Source organism: Marinomonas sp. KMM3893, assembly GCF_004352855.1.
Taxonomy (GTDB): Bacteria; Pseudomonadota; Gammaproteobacteria; order Pseudomonadales; family Marinomonadaceae; genus Marinomonas; species Marinomonas arenicola.
Genome location: NZ_SJSC01000004.1, coordinates 163719 through 189326, shown reverse-complemented (window position 1 = coordinate 189326; position 25608 = coordinate 163719). Strand labels below are relative to the sequence as shown.

16 protein-coding genes and 1 pseudogene are annotated in these 25608 nt (G+C 44.6%); 7 read left to right on the top strand and 10 right to left on the bottom strand.

Annotation, left to right across the window (positions count from 1 at the left end):
• Positions 1 to 54: 54 nt before the first annotated feature.
• The 7 genes from E0D71_RS11720 to E0D71_RS11690 form a co-directional block, all read right to left on the bottom strand.
• Positions 55 to 981: an FAD-binding protein gene (locus E0D71_RS11720; RefSeq protein WP_133003492.1), complete on the bottom strand. Its 927-nt coding sequence runs from the start codon at positions 979 to 981 to the stop codon at positions 55 to 57.
• A complete protein-coding gene (locus E0D71_RS11715; RefSeq protein ID WP_133003491.1) occupies positions 982 to 1731 on the bottom strand; it encodes an electron transfer flavoprotein subunit beta/FixA family protein in 750 nt (249 codons plus the stop codon).
• Positions 1732 to 1787: 56 nt separating this feature from the next.
• Entirely contained in the window at positions 1788 to 3329 is a 1542-nt protein-coding gene (locus E0D71_RS11710; protein ID WP_207923387.1) for an ABC transporter permease subunit, read from the bottom strand.
• Positions 3322 to 4374: a glycine betaine/L-proline ABC transporter ATP-binding protein gene (locus E0D71_RS11705; protein WP_133003490.1), complete on the bottom strand. Its 1053-nt coding sequence runs from the start codon at positions 4372 to 4374 to the stop codon at positions 3322 to 3324. The genes E0D71_RS11710 and E0D71_RS11705 overlap by 8 nt, the downstream gene beginning before the upstream one ends.
• A gap of 105 nt (positions 4375 to 4479) precedes the next feature.
• Entirely contained in the window at positions 4480 to 5433 is a 954-nt protein-coding gene (locus E0D71_RS11700) for a glycine betaine ABC transporter substrate-binding protein (RefSeq protein WP_133003489.1), read from the bottom strand.
• A gap of 183 nt (positions 5434 to 5616) precedes the next feature.
• On the bottom strand, positions 5617 to 6570 hold the full coding sequence (locus E0D71_RS11695; protein ID WP_133003488.1) for a glycine betaine ABC transporter substrate-binding protein: 954 nt from the start codon (positions 6568 to 6570) through the stop codon (positions 5617 to 5619).
• A gap of 46 nt (positions 6571 to 6616) precedes the next feature.
• The gene (locus tag E0D71_RS11690) at positions 6617 to 9040 is read right to left on the bottom strand and encodes an FAD-dependent oxidoreductase (protein WP_133003487.1); all 2424 of its coding nucleotides are present in this window, start codon (positions 9038 to 9040) and stop codon (positions 6617 to 6619) included.
• 856 nt (positions 9041 to 9896) lie between these two features.
• Here E0D71_RS11690 and E0D71_RS11685 point away from each other — a divergent pair.
• The 7 genes and pseudogenes from E0D71_RS11685 (at position 9897) to E0D71_RS11655 (ending at position 21286) form a co-directional block, all read left to right on the top strand.
• The gene (locus E0D71_RS11685; RefSeq protein ID WP_133003486.1) at positions 9897 to 11204 is read left to right on the top strand and encodes an aromatic ring-hydroxylating dioxygenase subunit alpha; all 1308 of its coding nucleotides are present in this window, start codon (positions 9897 to 9899) and stop codon (positions 11202 to 11204) included.
• A complete protein-coding gene (locus E0D71_RS11680; protein ID WP_243712028.1) occupies positions 11188 to 12327 on the top strand; it encodes a hybrid-cluster NAD(P)-dependent oxidoreductase in 1140 nt (379 codons plus the stop codon). The genes E0D71_RS11685 and E0D71_RS11680 overlap by 17 nt, the downstream gene beginning before the upstream one ends.
• Before the next feature lie 260 nt (positions 12328 to 12587).
• Entirely contained in the window at positions 12588 to 13616 is a 1029-nt protein-coding gene (locus E0D71_RS11675; RefSeq protein ID WP_133003485.1) for a LacI family DNA-binding transcriptional regulator, read from the top strand.
• Positions 13616 to 14571 (top strand): annotated as a pseudogene (locus E0D71_RS17485) (IS3 family transposase); the annotation flags it as partial. The gene E0D71_RS11675 and the pseudogene E0D71_RS17485, both read left to right, overlap by 1 nt.
• A 147-nt stretch (positions 14572 to 14718) precedes the next feature.
• Positions 14719 to 16101, top strand: a complete 1383-nt coding sequence (locus tag E0D71_RS11665; RefSeq protein WP_133003483.1) for a glutamate decarboxylase — start codon at positions 14719 to 14721, stop codon at positions 16099 to 16101.
• Entirely contained in the window at positions 16094 to 17851 is a 1758-nt protein-coding gene (locus E0D71_RS11660; RefSeq protein ID WP_243712027.1) for a TrkA C-terminal domain-containing protein, read from the top strand. The genes E0D71_RS11665 and E0D71_RS11660 overlap by 8 nt, the downstream gene beginning before the upstream one ends.
• Before the next feature lie 267 nt (positions 17852 to 18118).
• The gene (locus E0D71_RS11655; protein WP_133003481.1) at positions 18119 to 21286 is read left to right on the top strand and encodes a DEAD/DEAH box helicase; all 3168 of its coding nucleotides are present in this window, start codon (positions 18119 to 18121) and stop codon (positions 21284 to 21286) included.
• Between the two features lie 483 nt (positions 21287 to 21769).
• On the opposite strand, the gene E0D71_RS11650 is transcribed toward E0D71_RS11655, so the two are convergent.
• The 3 genes from E0D71_RS11650 to E0D71_RS11640 are packed head-to-tail and all read right to left on the bottom strand — an operon-like array spanning position 21770 to position 25304.
• Positions 21770 to 23722, bottom strand: coding sequence for a DUF3732 domain-containing protein (locus E0D71_RS11650; protein ID WP_133003480.1), 1953 nt, complete (start codon positions 23720 to 23722; stop codon positions 21770 to 21772).
• Positions 23719 to 24195, bottom strand: a complete 477-nt coding sequence (locus tag E0D71_RS11645) for a three component ABC system middle component (protein ID WP_133003479.1) — start codon at positions 24193 to 24195, stop codon at positions 23719 to 23721. Before E0D71_RS11645 ends, E0D71_RS11650 begins: the two co-directional genes overlap by 4 nt.
• Positions 24192 to 25304 (bottom strand): hypothetical protein, encoded by a 1113-nt coding sequence (locus E0D71_RS11640; RefSeq protein ID WP_133003478.1) that lies wholly within the window; start codon positions 25302 to 25304, stop codon positions 24192 to 24194. Before E0D71_RS11640 ends, E0D71_RS11645 begins: the two co-directional genes overlap by 4 nt.
• Between the last annotated feature and the right edge of the window lie 304 nt (positions 25305 to 25608).

Genomic DNA, 25608 nt, shown 5'->3' with positions numbered 1-25608 from the left:
TCTACTAAATAAGTGCCGCTGACCTCAGCGGCACAGATTCGTTATACGCACCTATTAAAGCGCTTGTTCCAATTCAGGAACCGCATCAAACAGATCCGCCACCAAACCGTAATCCGCCACTTGGAAAATCGGCGCGTCAGGGTCTTTGTTAATGGCCACAATCACTTTCGAGTCTTTCATACCAGCAAGATGCTGGATCGCGCCCGAAATACCCACGGCAATGTACAAGTCTGGAGCGACAATTTTACCGGTCTGACCTACTTGCATATCGTTAGGCACAAAGCCTGCGTCTACGGCCGCACGAGATGCCCCCACCGCAGCGCCCAACTTATCCGCCACTTTTTCAAGGATCGAGAAGTTCTCGCCATTTTGCATGCCACGACCACCAGAAATAACGATGCTGGCCGAGGTCAATTCAGGGCGTTCAGAAACAGCCAAATCTTCACTCACAAACGAAGACAGCCCTAGATCGGTTACTTCTGAAACCACTTCAACTGGCGCATTGCCATCTTGAGCTGCCAGTTCAAACGCAGTACCGCGAACCGTCATCACTTTAATGCTGTCGGCGGTTTGAACCGTTTCGATGGCATTACCCGCATAAATAGTACGTTTAAACGTATCGGCACTTTCTACACTGATAATGTCTGAGAAATAGCTGGTATCGAGAGCCGCAGCTAAGCGCGGCAAAATATTTTTACCACTGGTGGTGGTTGGCGCCATGATATGGCTGTAATCGCCCGCCAGCGTTTGAATCAAGGCTGCAACGTTTTCAGCCAACTGGCCGTTGTAACAAGCATGGTCTGCTACTCGTACACGACGAATGCCACTAATGGTTGCCGCTGCTTCTGCCGCACTGCCGCAATTCTCACCGACCACCAGCACATCAATGTCACCACCAATTTGAGTCGCGGCGGTAATCGCATTTAAGGTGATTTCTTTTAAGCTTTTGTTGTCATGCTCTGCAATCATTAAAATCGTCATTTAAATCACCCCTTTTTCTGTTTTCAATTTTTCTACTAATTCAGCGACTGAACCCAATACCGTACCGCCTTGACGCTCATTCGGCGTTTCTACCATTAAGGTTTTAATGCGCGGCGTAAGATCAACACCAAGATCCCCAGCGGCCTTCACATCCAAAGGCTTACGTTTCGCTTTCATGATGTTCGGTAAAGACGCAAAACGCGGCTCATTAAGACGCAAATCACAAGTCACCACCGCAGGCATGCTCAAACTCAATGTTTGTAAGCCGCTGTCCACTTCACGAGTTAGATTGATTTTTTCGCCACTGATTTCCAACTTAGATGCGAACGTACCCTGCGCCCAGCCCATCAAAGAGGCCAGCATTTGACCCGTTTGACTGTTGTCCGTATCGGTAGACTGCTTACCTAAGATCACCAAGCCTGGTTGCTCTTCTTCGATGATCTTTTGCGTTAGTTTGGCCACAGTCAAAGATTCCAATGGCCCCTCAGATTCGATCAAGATGCCACGATCCGCTCCCATCGCCAGGGCCGTACGTATTTGCTCCTGGGATTGCGTACCACCGATCGACAAGGCCACGACTTCAGTCGCAATGCCCGCTTCTTTTAGGCGTACCGCTTCTTCTACTGCGATTTCACAAAAAGGGTTGATCGCCATTTTGACATTATTAAGATCCACACTACTGTTATCCGCACTGACTCGAATCATTACGTTTGGATCAGATACTCGCTTTACCATCACTAATATTTTCATATGTCATATCTCTACTTTGTCATTGTTTACGTTAACGAGTTGTTTAAAATTGTTTATTAGTCCGCGGGTCTTCCTGCTGGTTTAAAGCACCCTTGTACAATTCGGTCGATGATCATGGCGCAGAACAAGATCGCCAAACCAGCCAACAAGCCTTGTCCTTTCGCGGCAAATTGCAGTGCCATCAAGACGTCTGTACCCAAGCCTTCTGCCCCAATCAAAGAGGCAATCACCACCATAGAAAGACACATCAAAATGGTTTGGTTAATGCCCGCTAAAATGCTGGTCATCGCCAAAGGGATCTCAACATCCAGCAACAACTTGCGACGTGAGCAACCAAACGCTAAGGCCCCTTCCACAATAGAAGGTGGTACTTGCTTGATGCCCAACGCCGTCAAACGAACCACTGGCGGCATACCAAAGATCAGCGTGGCCAATATACCTGGCGGCTTACCAGTACCGAAGAAGGCAATAATAGGAATCAAGTAGACAAACGCGGGCATGGTCTGCATGAAATCGAGAACCGGTCGAGCGATCGAATCCACGGTGCGGTTTTTCGCACACAAGATGCCAAACGGTACTCCAACCACAACACACAAGGTGGCCGCCGCACCCAGCAAGGCGATCGTCGCCATGCTTTTTTCCCAATAACCTAAGAAGGCGAGGTAAGCCAAAGCCGCCACGGTAAAGATCGCCACGCGAGGCCCAGCCAAGCGCCATGCCATAAACAAGATCACCAAGGTAATCACCGGCCAAGGCGTATCCACCAGCACCACTTCTAACCCGTCCAGCAAGACCCGAATGCCAGAAGTAATGCCATCAAAGAAACCAGAACCGTGAATAGCCACCGCGTCAAACGCCGAGTCCAACCAGCTGGACGCTGAATTAAAAACGGTTTTGTCCGCTGGAAACTCGATCAGCCAAGCCACTGGTTTGGTCGCCGTGAAGCGATACAACATCAGTGGCAGCATGATGGCTAACATGGCGCTGCCAAGCAGTAGGTTCATCATGCTAAAGCCATTTTTCTCGCTGTAATCGGCACGCCAGCGACAGTATTTTTTCTCGTAGACAAGATTGGCAATCAGCCCTTGAAAAATCATCACCACGATTAAAAACACAGCGCCCCAGATCACCAATTGCTCAGCCCCTTTCGCCGCTTCGTTCGCGGCAGCCGTGGCTTTGTCTGCGGCTCGTTGTAAGTTATCAGAGTTACGCAGTAGCGCCTGAGCGTTGGCAGCGCCAGCCTCTAAGGCCACTTGTGCTTTGGCGGCCATCTCTTGAGATTTACTTCCCAAGCGCGCCGCTTGTGCTAATTTATCGGCGCCCAACTCACCCCATAAACCACGACCTAATTGCACCAAGGCAAACAGCATGGCGATGGTACTTAACCAAAAGAAGCCCCAAATATTTCGAGCCGCCCCCCAAAAAGGACCAAACAAGGCCGCCGCAACATTGAAAGATAAGGTTAAGCGAGTACTCGATTGAATTTTTTCAAACTCAGCACTGTAATAGTCGCCACTGCGTTCGGTAAATCGATGAACCGACTCAGATTGCTCCTTCTGCATAAGAGAGGTATCGCCGTTCGAGTTGCTATTATTCATCACCCTTCCCCTTAATCCCGGTTAATAAAGTGTCTTTACTGACAATGCCAACGTCTGCGCCTTGAGCATCGGTAATGATGATAGGCAAGTGTGATGTAACAGAAAGATCGATAAGATCAGCAAGACTGGTGTTTTCATCGGTGCGTGGCGCGTCGGCAAAAGCGACTTTTTCCTCTGCTGTGACGCTATTGATGTCCAACATGATTGAATGCGCACTCACCAGTTTTAGATTAGAGATACCCTTAACGAAATCGGCCACATAATCGTCAGCTGGGTGCATAACAATCTCTTCTGGCGTCCCGGTCTGAATCAAGCGTCCGTCTTTCATAATGGCGATGCGATCACCAATGCGAATGGCCTCATCCAGATCGTGGGTAATAAACACGGTGGTTTTTTGCAGCGTTTTCGTTAAAGACACAAACTGGTTCTGTAACTCATGACGGATCAAAGGGTCAAGCGCACTAAAAGGCTCGTCCATCAGCAATACTTCAGGGTCACTGGCCAGCGCTCGCGCCAAGCCCACTCGTTGCTGCATACCGCCAGATAACTGGTGCGGTAAGCGATATTCAAAGCCATCTAGATTCACTAATGACAAGGCATGCTGAGAAATTTCCCAACGTTTAAACTTAGGGACATTTTGCACTTCTAACGGAAACGCTACGTTATCCAATACCGTGCGATGAGGCAGCAATGCCATGTGCTGAAACACCATACCAATGTGTTTGGCGCGCACACCACGGAGCTCTTTATTGTTGAGCGCGGACATGTCACGGTCTAATACTTTGATCTTGCCTGCGGTGGGCTCAATCAAGCGATTAAGGTGGCGGATCAAGGTCGACTTTCCACTGCCCGAAAGTCCCATGATGCAAAAAATCTCCCCTCTTGGTACGGTAAAAGAAACATCAGCAATTCCTACGACACAGCCAAAGCGCTCAAGTACCGCTGCTTTGTCCAACCCTTCTTCGCTAATCGCCTTCATCGCCTGTTCGGAGTCGTCTCCGAAGATTTTCCAAACATTCTCTAGCTGAATTACATCCGTCGTCATGCTGAATTCTCCACTCCCATTGTTTCAGGAATCTAATCTGCTTGTGGTACCACCAATAACCAGCGACTGCTGCTGACTAGTGGTCATCAATTAGCCACTGTTTCTTTATAAACCTAACCAGGACTCCACTAAGTCGCTGTGCTCATCCACCCATTCACGGGCAAGCGTTTCAGGGTCTTTCTTATCGACCACCATGGCGTAACTCAAATCACTGACGATCTTGGCGTTGATCTTAAAGTTTTTAAGCACCATGCCCGCCTCTGGGTGTCTTTCTTGCAATGACTTCGAGTAATCAACGTACAAGCGCGCTTCTGGCCAAGCACTGTCGGCGTTGGATTTCGCCATCCAATCTGGATCATCGGTTGGCTGTAATGTTTTCCAAGTGTTTTTGTTGTGTTCTGGCTCTTCTAGAAAGACAAGGTCATAAAGCGAAAAGACATAATGCGGGGTGTAACAAAAGAAGGCATATGGCTTATGGGCTTTTACTGCCACTTCTAAAGCCGCCCAATTAATTGGCGTATCAGTCGAGACCAACTCCATCGTCTGGTTGTAGCCGTAACTCTTGGCTCTCACACGCTCTACCACAGTCGACGCCGCACCAGGTTCACCGATCCACATTTCGCCAAGCCCATTGCCATTAGTGTCAAAAACAACAGATTTATCGGGGTCGGTAAGATCGTAAATCGATTTGATATTGTATTTTTCAGAAGTTTCTTTGGTGACACAAATCCCTTGTTTCGCCACAACACCATGGTCGTTCTGCAACACAGTGCCTCTTTCTTTGACGTACTTTTGATAGAGGTTATTCTGATTTGGTAACCAAACTTGTGGGTGAACATCGATGGAACCACGATCCATGGCTTCAAAAATCACCGCATTAGTACCACTTTGCATGGCCACCTCAAGCCCAAGATTGTCTTCCATTACCGTCTTTATGATGTAGGCTGTTGCCGCACCAGAAGGCCAACCAGGAACACCTATTGTCATGTCTGCGGCGTAGGCTGTCGCTCCATTGACGCCAATTGCTGCCGCAATGGTCATCGCTTTAATCGCTTTCATTTGCTTTCCTTCTTTGTTCACTATTGTTTGGAGCCCACATCACCAACATTTCAAATACGTCTGCCGTTGGGTCAGCACCCAGTTCGGTATAACCGACACTCTTAACACGCGGTAACTAAGAGTGTCGGGGCTTAATCAAACCAAATTCATGGCTCGATCAGCGACAACCAAACCAAACGTCTATTACTGGCCTAACCAAGATTCCACCAATTTGCTATGGGACTTAACCCACTCGTGAGCGACAACATCCGCTGATTTTTTCTCAACCACCATCGCGTAGCTCAAACCACTAACGATGTCAGCGTTCAACCTAAAGTTCTTAAGCAAAGAAGCCGCTTCTGGGTGTCGAGTTTGCAGAGATTTCGCGTAATCCACATAGAAATTAGCAACCGGCCAAGCGCTGTCTGCGTTTGACTTAGCCAACCAATCTGGATCGTCTGTTGGTTGCAGAATGTTCCAGGTTTTGTCGTTATGAGCGGGCTCTGTTAAGAACACCAAGTCATACAAAGAAAAGACGTAATGCGGGGTATAACACGCAAAAACATACGGCTTATGGGCTTTCACTGACGCGTCCAAAGCCGCCCAGTTGATCGGCAGATCACTTTCGTCCAATTCCATGGTTTGATCGTAGCCGTAACTCTTCGCACGGATCTTCTCAATAATGGTAGACGCCGCACCAGGTTGACCGGCCCACATATTGCCTATGCCATCACCGTCGCTGTCGAACAACACAGACTTATCGGGATCGGTTAGATCGTAGATAGATTTGATGTTGTATTTCTCAGACGTTTCCTTAGTAACACACGCCCCTTGTATCGCTTCTACACCGTGCTTGTTTTGCAGCACTGTGCCACGCTCAACAACGTATTTTTGATACAGGTTTTGCTGATTTGGCAGCCAAACTTCTGGGTGAACATCCATAGAACCGCGATCCATCGCTTCGAAAATAACCGCGTTAGAGCCGCTTTGCATCGCGACGTCTAACCCTAGGTTCTCTTCCATGACTGTTTTCAAAATGTAAGCGGTTGCTGCAGCCGAAGGCCAGCTTGGCACGCCGATGGTTAAATCGGCAGCCTGTGCTACGACGCCGTTAAAGCTCAGCACCGCCGCAACGGTCATTGTTTTAATCGTCTTCATCGTCTTTCCTTTTGGATATCTGTTGTTTATTGAATACAACTTATCTTTACGATCTCACGCACACGTTCTCTGGGTCGAATAACGAATCAGAAACCACGGTCGCAGGATAGGGTTTTCCGATGATCTCCACATCGAACTCACATCCTTCTGTGGCGTAAGCAGGATCAATAAAGCCCATCACAATGTTCTTATTGACACGATGACCGTAGCCTGCAGACGTCACAGTACCGATCACTTTACCCTCAAAACAAATAGAGTCTCCTGGGTGAGCCGGTGCAATCTCGCAATCTACCGTCATGGTGACAAACTTCTTACGTGCGGGCTGACCTGCTTTGGCCAGTAGCGCTTCTTTACCAGGGAAGCTTTCTTTATCCATGTTGATAAAGCGGTCTAGTGAGCTTTCAAAGGGGTCGAATTCAGTGATCAAGTCGGCTTTCCAATGACGGTAGCTCTTCTCTAAACGCATGGATTCTGTTGCCAGCATACCGAACGGCACTAGACCGAACCCTTTACCAGCCTCATCTAACAAGGAGTGAACAAGGAAAAGTTGCTCATTTGGAACATGCAACTCCCAACCAAGCTCACCGTTAAAACTCACGCGCATCGCCAATACTTCGGCATGCTCAATAAAGACAGGTTTCGCAGTAAGCCAAGGGAAAGCTTTGTTTGACCAATCGGTACGAGGCGACAAAGACGCCAGCAAATCGCGAGACTTAGGACCTGAAACCACCAAAATAGTATGAGTATTGGTCATTGGCGTAATCACCACACCACCGTCTTTTGGCAAACGAGTGCGCAACCAATCCATATCGTGGTATTCAGACGCTGCGGCAGAACCGTACCAGAAGGTGTCGTCCGCCAATTTCGCCAATGTCGCTTCGCCCGCCACATTGCCTTTTCCTGTTAGGAAGTAACACAAGCCAACGCGGCCCACTTTCTTCGGCACGTTAGAACACATTAAGCTGTCTAACCATTCAGCGGCTTTCGGCCCCTTGATTTCGTAACGGTTAAAGCCGCTTACTTCCATCATGCCAACGCCTTCATGAACCGCTTTGATTTCGGCGGCGACCACTTTCTCAGTGTCAGTGAAGCGGAAGCTGTGCTTGAATTCGAAATCCGCATCTGGCTTGAAGAACATGGCGCGTTCCCACCCATTCACCACCCCAAATTCGGCATTTTGCGCTTTAAGAACAGGGTAGATTGGGGTTGTTTTCGCTAAACGGCCTGCTGGGCGGAACTCGTGAGGCATATGGAAACGGAATTCGTTTTGGTAATCTTCAACGGCTTTACGAGCGGTAAACTCAGTGTTGGCATGACGAGTGAAACGCGCTGGGTCAATGGCCCATGTATCCCACTCGGACTCACCATGAACGATGATTTCAGCCAGAATCTTACCGTGACCACCACCCTCACCCAAACCAGCACGAAGGCCGATAATAGAATAAAGGTTATCAAAGCCTGGGGTTTTACCCACCAACGGATTACCATCGGCAGAATACGTAATTGGGCCGTTGATGATGCTGCGAATGCCCGTTCTTTCTAGGCAAGGCATGCGTTTGAAGACGCGTTCCATATTGTCTAGACAGCGGTCCAGGTCATCAGGGCAAAGGGCGTTGACAAAGTTAGGGTCGATGCCGTCCATACCCCATGTTTTACAACGTTGCTCATAGATACCCACCAACAAACCGTCTTTTTCTTGGCGGCTATAAAAATCGTCCAGAGGGTCACGCAACAATGGAACTCGTTTGCCAAAGTCTGCGATTTCAGGAATCGCTTCGGTTAAGAAATACATGTGTTCCATGGAAATAACTGGGTACTTAACACCAATCATGTCGCCGATTTCGTTAACTCGATAACCGCCCGCGTTAACGACTTTTTCACAAGTAATGTCGCCATTTTTCGTTTGCACAACCCACTCACCGTTTGGTTTTTGGTAAATGTTTTCTACTGGGTTGTGACGGTAAATTTCAGCGCCGGCTTTACGTGCTGCACGGGCCAATGCTTGAGTCAACTGAGCGGGGTCAATGTCGCCATCTAATGGGTCCCAAAGGCCGCCTAATAATTCGTGTGTTTCGATCAGTGGATGGCGTTTCGCACATTCCGCCGCATCGATCAATTCGAAATCAACGCCCATGCCTTTAGCAAGAGAGATAAAGTGGTTGTAACCGTCTAGATGCTCTTGAGTCGACGCCAAACGAATACCACCAGACGCGTGGTGGTAGTTGATAGGGTTTTCAGGGTCCGCCGCGAGTTCTTTGTAAAGCTTGATACTGTGGCTTTTCAAACCAACCATGGTTTGCACCGCACCAAAGTTAGTGACCTGTGCCGCCGAGTGCCAAGTTGTACCAGACGTCAATTCATTACGCTCAACCAGAACAACATCCGTCCAGCCCTCTTTGGTCAAATGATAAAGAGTACTACAGCCTCCGATACCACCACCGATTACAACGACTTTACAATGCGATTTCATATAACTCTCCTGATTCCTATCAACAACGTTGGTTACATATTAATTAGATATAACTTAGTGTTAGTGCCTATAAAATGAAAGCGCTTCCATTTCATAAAAAATAAAAAAGAAGCTAACTTCTAGCACTGAAAGTGCTGCAATATAGTTTTTATTGCCGGCACCTATCAGGCTATTTTAAAAACGTCCTGTTTTTAACTCTCGCTTTATTAACTGAAAGGCATTTTCCATTTACTTTTTATGGAAGCGCTTTCAGTTGTTAATTAAAAACTACACAAGATAACAAATGATGACAAGCATAAATTTAAAAAATATATAACTAACTGAAATATCTAATTTTTCCTCTAGAGTCCTTTATATATAGGCCTCTAGAGGAAAAAAGCCAAATCATCAGCGCACCATCTGCATGCATTACGCACCAATAACAGGCGCATAAACAGCGGCTAGGCAGCCACTCAATATTCACCATCACATTTAAATGCTGATTAATATTGAATTATTTTATCATTTGCAATTTTTATTCCATTTTATAAAAACTAAATCAAAACATTAAAACTTAACGAACGGTCAATATTATAAAAAAGACCAATAAACAGTAAAAATGTTCTAAAAACGACAATATTACCGATAAGGATTTAGCGTAAAGTGAAACCGCTTGACAGTATGGAAGACGCTAAAATAGAGTGCGAAAAGCAGTTAAATGGTTGCGCTTTCATCTCTATTGACGTTTGCCACCAACGCCATTTATCTCTAAACAAACGTACTTTAAAGAAAGACAACGACAAAGAAAGATAACGACGTCACACCCCAAGGAGAGTGCCGCCACACCACAACCCCATAAGCCAGGAGAAGCAGTCTCATGTACCAAACAACGAAAAAATTACTCGCTCAACGCATACCAGAACACGCTCTACAAAGAACGTTCTACACGGATGTAGACATTTTTAAGCAGGATCTTGAGGCGTTTTATTTTAAAGAGTGGTTGTTTGTTACACCGGAATGCGAACTGCCGAAGCCTGGTGACTACATCACCTATACGGTTGGCGATTACAACATTATGGTGGTGCGTGGCGCGGATCATGAAGTGCGCGCTTTTCACAATACCTGCCGACACCGCGGTTCTGTTATCTGCAAAAAAGAAAAAGGCACCATGCCCAAACTGGTGTGCCCTTATCATCAGTGGACGTACGAACTGGATGGTTCTTTATTATGGGCGCGCGACATGGGCGCAGACTTTGACCCGAAAGAACACGGCTTAACCACGGTGCATTGTCGCAACCTTGCTGGCTTGATCTACATTTGTCTGGCCGACGAGGCCCCAAACTTTGACGACTTCGCCGCTGTGACCACGCCCTACCTTGCCTCTCACGATCTTAAAAATGCCAAGGTAGCGTACGAGTCGCGCATTATAGAAAAAGGCAACTGGAAACTGGTCTGGGAAAACAACCGCGAGTGCTACCACTGCTCGGCCAATCACCCTAGCCTCACACGCACCTTTCCTGAAGACCCACGAGTCTCCTTTTTAGGCAAAGACAACATCCCAGATTACATCGCAGAACATTTCGCCGCCTGTGAAGCCGCCGGACTCACCGCGCAATTCATGGTGGCCGAAGACGGCCAATATCGCCTCTCGCGCATGCCTTTGGTGAAAGGCGCGAAAAGCTTCACCATGAACGGTGAATTCGCCGTTCCACAAAAACGACTTGGCAACATCACGTTCGAAACCGCAGGCGTGTGCAACAAGTTTCACTACCCAAGTACCTGGGCGTATTTTCTACCGGACTATTGCTTAACTTTCAGAGTGACGCCCATTAGCCCAACAGAAACCGAACTGGTGACCCAATGGTTGGTCAATAAAGACGCCCAAGAAGGGGTGGATTATGACCTTAAACAGCTCACCGAAGTCTGGATTGCCACCAACGACGAAGACAGACGCGTCGTGGAAGACAATCAGCTAGGCGTTAACTCCCCTGCGTTTAAACCCGGCCCCTATTCGCCGCTCCATGAAATCAGCGTAAACGCTTTTGTTGATTGGTATTGCGATAAGCTAGACGCGCGTTTACCCGAACTGCACCCTAAAAGCCATAACGCGCACCAGCCAGACATGATTGCCACGTCTGCCGACGCTCATTCAGAACCGGAGGTGATCAATGAGCCACCTCGCTAACACAATGACAGACGTCGCTGCCCACCAATATTGGACAGACAAAGAGCCATTAGAATGCGTCTCAGTAGTAGCAGAGACCTCAAACTGTGCAAGCTTTTCATTTCGCGCCCCTTCGGGGGCCTTGTTTGATTTCTTGCCGGGTCAGTTTTTAACTCTGGCGCTGCCTGTTTCAAACAAGTCGGCTGGCACAAGCACACCATTGCAAGAAGAACTGGTGTACCGAACCTACACCATTTCTTCGTCGCCAACCCGACCGAACTTAATCACGCTCACCGTGAAAGCCCAAGCAGACAGCATAGGCACTCGTTGGATGCTCGACAATTTAACGCCCGGTATGCGCATCCACGCCATTGGGCCAGCGGGAAACTTCACCAATATAAGAAGCGAAGCCGAACCCAGCGCCAGCAAATTTTTATTTGTATCGGCTGGGTCTGGCGTGACGCCCATGATGTCGATGACCACCGACATGTGGGACAAAGGCCAGCCACTCGATGTCGCTTTTATCCAGTGCGCACGTCGACCATCGGAGATTTTGTTTCGTAAACGATTAGAAGACATGGCAAGTCGCGAGCCTGGCCTGAACCTAAAGTTTGTCGTCAGCGAACCGGATGCAAACACCCCATGGACGGGCTACCAAGGCCGCTTTAACTCGCTCATGCTAGGACTAATGGCGCCAGACTTTATACAGCGCGATGTTTACTGTTGCGGCCCTCAACCTTTTATGGAATCTGTGCGTAACATGTTGCAGGCACTGGGCTTCGACATGAGCCACTACTATGAAGAGAGCTTTCAGGCACCAGAAGAAGACAGCACATCTGAGCAAAGCGCCGCTTTACACCATGACGAAGACAACGCAACCAGCGAGGCCGACATTTACTTCGCTCAGACAGATCACCACCACAGTGCCACACCAGAGCAAACCATCTTGCTGGCATCGAAAGCCGCTGGGCTGAACATTCCATCGGGTTGCACCTTTGGCGTTTGCGGCACCTGTAAAGTGAAAAAACTCAGTGGAGAAGTCGCGATGAACCACAACGGAGGGATCTCTCAAGCCGACATAGACGCGGGGTATATTCTTGCTTGTTGCTCACGGCCGATTGGCAATGTGTCTATCGATGTGTAAACACTCTGCCTGAGTGTTCTCAGGCAGATAAAATACCGTAAAGAGCGGTATGCAATAACGCGCAAAAAAAAGCGCACTGTGTTTAGGCGTATGACCATTGGAATATCATTCGTCATTAAATTACGGAGTTTTAGGGCGTAACCCCCTGCATTTTGTCTGATTTTTGTAACTAAATTACACTTTTACCTAGGTATAAGATTAAGATAGCTCTACTTTAAACCTATGTTTTGATATTCTGAGAGAAAGAATTTGAGAAGTATATGAAAGCCAACAATATTGTCACTGATAGTATCACCATGGGCGATGTCGCGCGTGCCGCCGGCGTGGCCCCTGTTACTGTGTCACGCTACCTCAATGACCCAGAATTAGTCAGTGAGCGCAGCAAACAGAAAGTGTCTGCTGCCATTAAAGCGCTCAATTACGTTCCTTCGGCCGCCGCGCGTACTCTGGCATCCAAACGCTCGCGAATGATTGGCTCCATCATGCCATCCTTAGACAGCAGCCTATTTGGTCGCGCCATCGAAGTCTTTCAGAATCATATTTCCACCTCAGGCTACAACCTGATATTGGCGTCGCACAATTACAATCCAGAAAAAGAACGAGAGCACATACTTCAGATGATCTCGCATGGTGTGGATGCCCTCTTACTGATCGGCAACGCCCGTGATGAAAGCATCTACCAACTGCTTAATGCCAAAAAAATCCCTTATGTGCTCACCTGGACGATCGACTCAAAACAAGCCCACCCTTGTGTTGGCTTTGACAACCACAACGCCGCCAGCAGCATTGCCAACTACCTGATGGACCTTGGGCACACCAAATTTGCGATGATCTCCGGTTTTGTCAAAAACAACGACAGGGCCCATGACCGCCTACAAGGTGTACGCCACGCACTGGCCCAACGCGGACTCAGCCTAGACGATGACAACGTCATTGAACGACAATTCGGTGTAGACGCCGGACGAGACGCCTTTCGTCTATTAATGTCACGCCAGCAAAAACCCACCGCGATCATCTGTGGCTCAGAGCCTTTTGCCTACGGTGCGATTTTTGAAAGCAAAACAATGGGCATCGACATCCCCAACGACGTTTCCGTCACAGGGTTCGACGACATGTGGTTGGCCTCAAACATCACCCCACGATTGACCACAGTGAGAACCCCACAACAACAAATTGGGATGCTCGCCGCCAAATACCTCATCGCCAAACTCAATGGGGAAAACGTACTGGTCCCCAACCCACTGGACATTGAAATCGTTGTACGGGAATCCTGCGCACCGCCACGTTAACCACCCACAGTTTATACGCTTGGATTAAACGATACGGCCCAGAGGTGAAATCGTTTGCAGACTCCTCTGCTGTGTCGAGCGAGATTCTTCGTCTTCGAAAAGAACTCAAGCGAGTGACGGAAGAGTGCGATCTGTAAAAAAAGCCGCAGCATACTTCTCAAGCCACCCAGACTAAGATACGCCTTTATCCGGGATCACAGTGCCGACTTTCCTGTAAGGCGACGGTGTAATCTCTTCGATGTTCCCCCTAATGACTATTACGCTTGGCTGAAAAAGCCGAACTCAAAACTCGCTAAGGAAAATGAATGGCTAACAGGTCTTGTCAAACAACTATGGCTGGAATCGGGTTATGTCTACGGTTATCGAAAAATCTATTAAGACCTGAGATCCTTAAATGAATTTTTGGGCATTAATCGAGTGCACTACCTGATGCGAAGAGCAGGCCTCAAAGCCCAGGTGGGTTACAGATATTACGTATATTCGAACACATGAAGACTGGCTGTACTTATCCATGGTACTCGATCTCTATTCGCGTCAAATAGTAGGCTGGGGGATAGGGCCAAGAATGGTGAAGGAACTTATTCTTGATGCTCTGATGATGGCGATATGGAGAAGAAAGCCAAAGCAAAGGGTGACGATTCACTCAGACCAAGGCAGTCAGTTCACCAGCTATGATTGGCATAATTTTTTAGATGATCACAATTTACAAGTCAACATGAGTCGACGTGAAAACTGTCACGATAATACTGTAGCAGAAAGCTTTTTCCAGCTTTTAAAGCAAGAGCGAGTGAAACGAAAAATTTACTCGACAAGGGGCGAAGCAAAACAAGACATTTTTAATTATATCGAAATGTTTTATCACCCAGCTAAACGCCATAGTGCTAATGATATGTTGCCACCTGTTGAGTATGAAAAACGGTTCAAAAAGATGACTGAGAAGTGTCTACTGAACTAGTAGCGATTCAAATCAACATGACCTAGATCATAACTTTCCGGCTTATAAGGGCATATTATGGATTTCTAATCACAAGCAAACAACGAAAGCTAAGAGAGCAGTAATAGAGATTACATTTTAGTTTTCTCACTCCTTTAAGGAAGAATCATGCCCATTCATCACGTTAAACTAGACGAACAATCCACTCTAAAAGACATATACGCCACGCCTGCCTCGACACGACATCTTCCTAAATATCGTATGCCAGATGAAGGAACAGAGCCTCATGCCGCCTACTCTTTGGTGCGCGATGAATTACTGCTCGATGGCAATGCAAGACAAAATCTAGCGACATTTTGTACCACCTGGGTAGAAGATGAAGTTAAGCAGCTGATGACTGACGCCATCGATAAAAACATGATAGACAAAGACGAATACCCACAAACAGCTGAAATAGAAAACAGATGCGTGCACATCCTTGCAGAATTGTGGAATGCACAAAAGTCCTGGGAGACCATTGGTTGTTCGACAACAGGATCAAGCGAAGCCGCTATGCTTGGTGGTCTTGCCCTTAAATGGAAATGGCGCAATCGCCGCGAAGCCGAAGGTAAAGATACCAGCAAACCCAATATAGTCACCGGTCCGGTTCAGATTTGCTGGAAAAAATTTGCTCGCTATTTTGACGTGGAAATTCGTGAGGTTCCCCTAGAGGATGATGCGCTAGGAATACAGCCCAAAGACCTTCGTAAATACTGCGACGAAAACACCATTGGTGTAGTCGCAACCTTAGGTGTAACGTTCACCGGGATCTATGAACCTGTTGAAGCCTTAGCACATGAATTGGATGCCATTGAGCGTGATTTAGGGTTAAACATTCCTATTCATGTTGACGCCGCATCTGGGGGATTCGTTGCCCCTTTCATACAGCAAGACATTATATGGGATTTCCAAATAGAAAGAGTTCGATCAATCAATGCATCAGGGCACAAATACGGTCTTGCCCCACTTGGCGTTGGTTGGGCGATTTGGGCATCAAAAGCCGACCTACCAGAAGAACTTATATTTAATGTGGATTATTTAGGTGGCAACATGCCAACCTTCGCTCTTAATTTCTCTCGACCTGGCGGCGAAATTATCGCGCAGTACTATAACTTTCTACGACTTGGACGAGAAGGATATACCGCTATTCAACAAACTTGCTCTGATACAGCGCAATGGTTAGGAGCAGAGCTTGCAAAAATAGAACAATTCGAGATGGTTTACGATGGACATGGCGGACTACCTGCCGTTGCCTACAAGTTAACCGATAAAGATCATGGGTTTACACTGTATGATCTCTCAGAAAGAGTGCGTATGCGTGGATGGCAAATTGCATCTTACCCGCTTCCTCAAAATCGCCAAGAGACCGTCGTACAGCGTATATTGATACGCCATGGCGTCAGCCGTGATCTTGTTCAGCTTCTGCTTGAAGAAATCAAACGTGCCATTGATCATTTATCACACAATCCGATCCCGAACTCCACAGCAAAACCTGGATTCAACCATGGATAATATTGAATCCATCACCGGAATGGGGTTCCAAAGTTTTTTTGAACTACTGGGGAACCAACCGATTGCATTTATTCTTTTAGCTCTGACATTAGGTACCTTGATAGGGAAATGGACGTTCAAAGGTATTTCACTTGGCTCCACTGCTGGAACCTTACTTGTCGGAGTCATTTTATCCATGATGGCCGAAGCGCTGTATGGCATTACCTATACGATACCGGGAATCTTATCGTCCTTCATGCTGCTGTTATTTATGTACGCCTTAGGTCTAAAAGTGGGTCCTCAATTCTTTTCTGGGCTTCGTAAAGGCGGGTTAGCGTTTGTGGCAATAGGGGTCATTGTTTGGGCCTTAAATTGGGTGATTTGTTACTTCGGCGCAAAATTTGTCGGGCTAGCACCTGGTTATGCTACGGGATTAATCTCTGGTAGTTATACCATCACAGCAATACTCGGTGTAGGGCAAGGAGCCTTATCTAGTGGTGCCTACGTGCCAGAGACTGGAACAACAATAGAAGAAGTGGGTGCCAACATGGCCGCTGCTTACGCTATTAGCTATGTTCTTTCTAGTGTGGGTATTATTTTGCTTATTCGTTATCTGCCACGTATTTTTGGCCGCGATCCGGTTGTTGATGCAAAACTGGCAGAGACAGACTACAGCGGTGGTGCAACCCATCCTGTTCCTGGTGCCTCAGGTGCACTAACCATAGGATTCTCGCCTTTTGATCTACGTGCATTTACCGTTACTCATGACCGTTTTATAGGGCGCAAAATAGCTCAACTGTCAAAGGATTTTCCACAAGTTCCCATCCTTCGAGTCGTTCGAGATAACCAAGTTATTGATCGAAAAGAAAACCTGATCATTGCTAAGGGTGACATCATCACAGTACGGGCAAATGTACACGACCTGATCCTTGAGGAAGGGGAATTAATCGGAGAAGAGTCTGATAATCCACTGGCACGAAACGTCCCGATGGAAGTGGCCGATGTGCATATTGGCTCTCATGAAATATCTGGTAAAACACTAAAAGAACTTGCAAGCCATGGCACGGGGGGGGTATCCATCCAAGCGCTATTTCGCGCAGGGAATGAACTACCCTATGGCCCCAAAAGCGAGCTTCATTTCGGCGACGTTATACGTATTACAGGTCCAGACGCATCAATCAAAGCAGCGGCTAAATATTTAGGTGGTCACGCTATCCTACCAACGATGAAATCTGAAATACTCTATCTCGCATTGGCGATGCTCGTTGGTTACCTTGTGGGCATAGTCACCTTTACGGTATCTGGAATTCCATTTGCGTTAGGCACTTCAGCTGGCTGTATTCTGGCCGGAGTTGGCGTTAGCTATTTCCGTAGTCGCAATCCTGAATTTGGTGGACCCGTTCACGAAGGAGCACGAAGCTTCTTACAAGATTTTGGCCTCAACGCATTTGTCGCGGTGCTCTCTGCCAATGTTGGCCCTAAAGTTATTTCAGCGCTAGGTGGCGATACTATTTTATGGCTTGCTCTTATTGGCCTCGCGGGTGCACTCATACCGCCGTTCATTGCCTTCTGGGTTGCAATTAAACTATTTGGATTAAATTCAGTGATCGCAGATGGTGCAACAACAGGAGCTAGAAACAGCACACCAGGTTTGAATGCTATCATCGAAGAATCAAAAAGCTCCGTAGCCGCCGTCCCTTATCCAGTCAGTTATGCTTTGACAACGGTTCTTGCGCTGATTGGAGGCTATTTATCAATGATTCTATCGTGACTCAACAAACTGTCACCTTATTCAGATAATAAAAAATACCAACATAGAATGATCGCTATGTTGGTATTCATCCCTACTAATTGCTCGGTTTGATAATGTAAGCTCACCACTGGACATTGAAATCGTTGTACGGGAATCCTGCGCACCGCCACGTTAACCACACAGCCACCTCGATATCTATGCGCAAAGCGGATTGGCACATTCCCATTAGTACTTGTTTGCAATAGCCTTTTCAGTACACTAACCGTTCAAACAGGGAGCGGTTTCATGGAACAAGTTGGCATTTACGAACAGTTAATTACGCAAGTCATTGAGCAGAATCTAAATCGAGAGCAATTCTACGTGGGCGAGCGCGCATTAGAATCCGCTGAAGCCGCCACTTGGCTTTCTCGCTTTTTAGGAAAACTCGTTGCCCATGCGATCGACGCCATCCCCAATTCAAACGAACGATTACAAGAGCAAATAAGCCTCGCCAACGGCTTGGTTCTTTGGCTTAAAGATCACATAAAAGACGATGAACTGATCAGTGAAAACCTCATCGACAGCCAAGGCCGCATACTCACCGCCCTGTTTAATACCGAAAACCCTATTGCCGCCAACCTTAAAGACTACTCCAGCGATATTTTCCCGCTCACAGGGTTAACTCAAAGCGAATTATTTAGCGGCGCGAATGCCGGCATTTCCCTCGAAACCGAACTGAAGCGCGAAATCAAATCGTCGGATACGATTTACTGGCTTGTTTCCTTTATCAAATGGACGGGGCTGCGCATCTTTAAAAATGAGCTTGAAGCGTTTACAAAAAGCGGCAATAAGCTCAAAGTCATTACCACCTCATACATGGGGGCTACTGACACCAAAGCGGTTGAGTTTCTTGCCAGCCTACCCAATACAGAAGTAAAGCTGAGCTACAATAATCAGCAAGAACGGCTACACGCAAAATCGTATCTATTTATGCGTAACACTGGGTTTCATACTGGTTATATTGGGTCGTCTAACTTATCCCATTCGGCACTGACCAGTGGGCTTGAGTGGAACCTAAAAATCACCGCACAAGAAATCCCGCACATCATTGCCAAAACAAAAAGCACCTTTGAAACCTATTGGCAATCACCCGATTTTGAGCTTTTCACGGGTGAAGCAGAGAGCAAAGAAAAACTCAGAAACTCGCTTAATGAACAGCGTGGGATTGGCCAATCAAGCAGCCAGTTTTATTTTGATATCACGCCCAAAAACCATCAATTGGCTATCTTAGAAAAACTCAGCGCCGAGCGAAATGTACACAAGCGGTTCAGAAACCTTGTGGTTGCTGCCACAGGCACAGGAAAAACCATCATCTCGGCGTTCGACTTTAAACGCGTGTACGACACCAAGCCCAATGCAAATTTTTTGTTCATCGCCCATCGTGAAGAAATCCTCAAACAAGCACAAAGCGCTTATCGTGGCGTACTCAAAAACAATGACTTTGGTGAATTATGGGTCGGCAACTACCAACCTCAAAGATACAACCAACTGTTTGCGTCCATTCAGACACTAAACACACAACTCACCTCACTCAAGCTCAGTAGCGATTACTACGACTACATCGTCATCGACGAAGTACACCACGTCGCAGCGAGCAGCTATCGCGATGTTTTGTCGCACTTTACCCCTAAGATATTACTCGGCTTAACCGCTACACCAGAGCGCCAAGACGGCGCGAATATCCTCGATGATTTTTGTGGTGTGATCGCCGCAGAAATCCGCTTACCAGAAGCCATTAATCAGCGCCATTTATGCCCATTCCAATATTTCGGGCTGGATGACGACACAGATTTAAGCCAAGTATCATGGCGCAATGGCCGCTACGACATTGCGGAACTGAGTAATCTTTATACGGGGGAAAATCATCGCGCGACAAAAATCATCACCAGCCTGATCGATACAGTCACCAATGTTCAGCGCATTAAATCACTGGCGTTTTGTGTCAGCCAAAAACACGCCGAGTTCATGGCTGCCAAGTTTAATCTTGCAGGCATTCATGCCGACGTACTCACCAGTAAAAATACCAATGACCGCGTACAAAAGCAGCAAGCGTTACGCCAAGGTAAAATACAAATACTCTGCGTGGTGGATATTTTTAACGAAGGGGTCGATATCCCTGAAGTGGATACCCTATTGTTCTTGCGACCAACAGAAAGCTTAACGCTCTTTTTGCAGCAATTAGGCCGTGGCCTTCGCTTGCCAGAAAACGTCAACAGGTCAGAGAATTCAAAGCAGTGCTGCACGGTACTCGATTTTGTTGGCAATGCCCGTGCTGAGTACGATTTTGCCAGCAAGTTTCGCGCTCTTATCGGCAAAAGCAACCAATCGATAAAAACCGAGATCGAGCACAACTTCCCTCACCTACCGCTGGGTTGTCGAATCGAGCTGCAAGCGCAAACCCAAAAGACCATTTTGCGTAATATTCAACAGGCCATTAACAGCAAGAGACGCTTACAACAACTTATTCAAGCTTACCCACAGCACACTAACGAAACGTTAACGCTAACCAATTTTTTGCGCATCAACCCGCACGTTAGCCTTGAGGACATTTACAAACCCAAAGCACAAAAACTCGGCGGCTGGCATTGGTTAAAAGGCGACGATATTCCCACTGAGCAAGCCGACATTTATGCGGCGTATTACCGAGCCATCAACACGCAACTACTAGGCTGTGACTCCTTGAGCTATTTGCAGTTTCTACTTGATCTATGTCGGAACGATTTCCGCTTTGTTCATTCTTCTCAAAACCGACAGTTTGCCTTAATGGCGCATTACAATTTCTGGGACAACACAGGAAAGTCACTGGGGTTCGACAGCCTTGAGAAAAGCTTACAAGCACTCATCCACCCAGCGCTCCAACAGGAATTGGAACAAGTTATCAGCTTGCTCATTCAGCGAATTCATCAGCAAGAAAGCAACCTTGCCTGTTTGCCACATCACGCGATCAAATTACACAGCCGCTACACGCGCCAACAAATCCTCGCAGCGTTTGGCGCACACACCTTTAATAGAAAATCGACTGCCCGCGAAGGGGTTTTAGAATTTAAAGACCAGAACCTAGAGCTGTTATTTGTAACACTCAATAAGTGTGAAAAAACCTATTCGCCCACGACCCTTTATCACGACTATGCCATCAGCCCAGAACTGTTCCACTGGCAGACACAAAACAGCGCCCGCCCAGAACACGGCCGAGGTCTAAGCTACATTCAGCACCGCCAAACAGGCAAAACGATACTGTTATTTGTACGAGAACAAGGCAAAGACGAAAACGGCCGAACCATGGGATTTGTAAACTACGGCGAGGTGAAATATCAAAGCCACAACGGCAGCCAGCCAATGAACATAACGTGGCAACTCACCAGTCCCATGCCAAGCGAAATGTGGCATGAGGCAGGGAAATTAGCAGTTGGGTGATAATTTGTGTTTAATTCGTTAAAAGGAATTTAATATGAAATTAACCCATGCCTAGAAAAGTCAAAACTAAGTCTTATTTAATTAAGATTGGCCAACCCATTTATACAATATTCGAAAGAATTATTTCACAAATGAAGTATAAAACTACAGTGAAGTCACTGAAAATTATAAACTCTATGATCAGCCAGAATTACGCTATCATTTTTGGACAAGAAATGCGGCTAACAAACTTATACTTTAACAACAATAAATATTTAATTAGTTCAATATAAAATACATCTTAAAATCAATTAAAGAGAATTTATCAACACATAAATATAATAAGTTAAAATCTCTTAAAAACTATAAAAATAACCATTAGAAAATTTAAAATTTTACAACATACTCTTCATAATAAAATAAATTTAAGTTATTGAAAAAAACTCCACAACAACTTAAATCTACACCCAACACATTAAAACCACATATTTTTATCACAATCCATTAGATTAGTTTTTTTCCCTTCGTAGTCCATCGCTCACGAATAAATCTATCCAGTTCAGGCTCATCCGCATGTTCAAGAACTATTACTTGCGGTTTAAAATTGATATTTTCATCATTAGTTAACTCATTCAAGAATCCATTAATCACAGTAAAAATATTAATGACTTGAATAATATTTTCATCAACCTTACCTGCATCATTATCAGTAAGTAGCTCTTCTTTATTTGAAGACGAAAAGACTCTTCGAACTTTTGGAAAATAGACTTGACTAGGTTGATCCAAAAAGAGAATCGCAGGAATTGAGGAATTTTCTCGAACAGTGAGTTTAAGTAACGCTAAAAACAAACATAAATGACAAGCTAGCCAATTGGCCCCACTGCCCATCTCTGATAAATGTATTTTCTTGCTTTTATGAAGGTAGTAAAAGTTGAACGTTGCAAGATCAAACTTCATCTCACCTTGTTTTAACTCCTCTTCGAAGTCGAGTTTTCCTTTTAACGTATTCATTGTCTTATTAATAAATACATTTGCTTCTTCAATTTTACTTTTTAAATCATAGCCAGCTATCAAATCTTCAACTTCAGATAGCCTAGCTGTGATGTCGTCTGTTGGTTTGTTCTCTTTCTTTGGAGTTTCTTCTTCTAAGATCTGTTCTAAGCTTGCTTCAATTCGTCCTTTTAAAGTATATAATCTTGCCTTCAATGAGTCATCATCACTTATACCAATTGACTTTTTAATATCATTAATCTGTCTAGTCAATAGTCTTATTTCTTTTTTAAATTCATCACGTTGTTTCATTAAGTCTGATAAAAGCTCTGAATTATCTTGTTTGAACACCCCTACTTTTGAAAGTTCATCTATTAATGTGTTTCTAGATAATTGAACTTCCTTAACTATCGCGTTTATCTCTAAGGAATCGGTATTACACAAAGGACAAGAAATCACCTCTGCAGGTTGGTTTTCAATATTTGAGAGTTCCAGAAGTTTCTGTATAGAATTACTATATTCTTGTGCATCTCCTGAATTTTCACCAACCTTGGCAATTAATTCATTAGTATCATACAATTTTTTTCTATAATTTTTTTGTTCAACTTTAAGTTTGGCTAGCTGCCTTCCTAAATCACTATTTTCATAGGCATTTTCTGGGACTTCGGGTAAGTTATTCGCTATTTTCATTAGCTTTGACAACTTAATATTAGTTTCTTCAAGTTGCATACCTAAAGAATTAAAATAAAGCTTAATTGGCCTTTCTAATTTCTGAACTTTATTCTCTTTATCAATTTTTAAGCTGACGCTCTGTTTTTTATTTTTTTTAAGTACTTTTAAAAGTCGATCTTGCTCTCTTTTTAATGCGAAATATTCACCGTCAGCCCAACCTAAATGTATTGGAAAATCTGATACAGCCTTAGCTCGTTTATAGAAATCGTCAAAACGATAGAATATACTGTGTTTATTTGCCACTAAATTTTGATGTTGAAACATAATCGATGCCGCATCACGAATGGTGGCTTTTGAACCTGTTTGGCGACGTTGTTCATCAGTTTCCCTTGTAGTTGTAACTGATAAACCTAAGTGTTGTTCAAAGTTAAGTTGTGCTTGCTTAATATCTTTGATTGTAAGCGAATTGAGGTAATCCAAATTGAATTTATTTTCTATATCGAAGTTAGTCTCGACTGAAAAGTAACATTTGTTTAAATCTTTAATTGGACGAGCAATAATTAGCTGTTTGCCCCCTATTTTATAAACAACAGAAAATATATTTGTCCAGTCAGTTACTTTTCCTACAGGGATAGTGGATCTCTTTGAGAACAAACAAAAATCAACAATCTCTATTAAAGCACTTTTACCTGTTTTTGAGTCACCTGTTATGATATTAAGCCCATTATCAAAGGTGAGATGCCTTTTTTCACCTGATTCAGAGAATAGAACAATGTCACTTATTATTGCTTTCATATGTACTTAACCTTTGTCTTCAAAAACACGTTCAAGTGCGTTTCTTTCGATAACAACAACCCTAGATAGTAAGCTGCCCGATAGAATTCTTTTAGTATTTTATCTTCAGATTTAAAATCTACTAACTCATCCGTCTTTAGGTAAGATCCTATATTTATATTTGCATAAGAGGAGAGAAAAATTAATCCACCATTAGTAAAGTCTCGCATATTTTCAACAAATTCATCCAAGTAATGTATTTCAAATTTATTTGATTCACTCAGAATTAAATTATCAAAAGTACTTGCTTTACTAGCTTTTTCTAGGGACTTCCTCAACGTATCATTCATAATAACTGGCAGCAAAAGGTAGATTAACTCGTATTTTATCCCATTATTATTGACAGCTTGAGAACCTGAAATAAATCGGTGCAGTAAACGAGCAACAAATTCAGGGGAATAAAGTAGGTTTGTTAGTTTACTGGTATTTATCATTCAACGTCTTCCTTCGTATATTTCCATGTAAAAAGTTCCATTTCGATACTATGACTTGCTTTTCCTGTCATAAAATAATGCTCAGTATCAGCCACATGCTCTATATTAATTACACTACTCTTCTGAAATGAATTATAAGCATTAAGTGAAGATAGGTTCGCCGATTCATTGCCAAGGTCGTTCTCCCCTAAACTCCCTACTTCTGCATCTTTATGTTGATAACACTGTCTTTTTACGTCTTCTTCAAACTTTGTCATCGCAGCTTTCATCAGAGCCGGTCTTTTCTGTAATAACTCGAGTTCACTGGATATTGCTCTTAGATAGTCTGAAACAGCTACTGACCTTGCTCGACTCTTCACACCGATATCTTTTAACTCAGATAAAAAACTAAATGAATCAGCAGCACCTTTATTGATACTTTCTGTATTCTTATTTGGAAATGGTATTTTATTCATCTTGAATTTTTCACAATATATTCGAAAATCATCATCAAAGTCATTTATATTTATATGCCAACAATATGGGTTCCCAACAGCTTTTAAGTTGATATATCCATGTAGCCATTTAACAGCATCCTCTCGATAGTCTGGATGGATAGACTGAAGGTAGCGATGACTAGACAGCTCGCCCCAAAAGTCTTCAACTTTTGTTTGAGAGCTATTGATTACAAATACCTCAAGTATGGAAAGTAAATCTTCCTTTTTTTCTGTCATGATTTCTGAGTAATAAGTTAAGGTGCCATCTGATGGCTTATGATTTTTCAGTAACGCATACTTTTTTGCTGGAGTTAATGAATTCCAATTATAAAAGATACTATCTATTGGAATCTTTTGTGTTGTATGAAGAATGAACTCACCCATATCACTAGTATCTTCAATAACTATGTTTTTTAGGGTTTTCCAAAAATCAACTGAGTTACTCGTAAGGTTACCGTCTGGAAAATGATGTTTTACTTCTATCGACTTGGTTCCATCATAAATATCGCCAAAACATTCGAGCCATATAGTTTGATTTTTTTTTGCAATAAAGCATTGTTCTAAAGCAATAAGTACTTGGTAAACGAATCCTAAATACTTAGGTGTTGCTTGATTTGAAAAAGGCTCTTTCATAAATTAAACCCATATAATAAGTCTATAAAAACCATAGATTAATAAAATTTATTTTACTATAAATCCACTAACAATAAACATATAAAAACTATAGATTTAGATAATCTGCCCTCAGTAGGCTATGCATATAGAATTGAAAGTGAGAGGTAAACTCCCACCTAAATTCAGAAAAACATACCTAACAACACATCCCATTATCAATGGATTACACTCAAAAACTATAAATTAATGAGCGATCATTTGCATGAAGGCTTAACTTCGCCACGGTCGGAGCTTACGCTTATATCAATTTTTAATTTGAGGA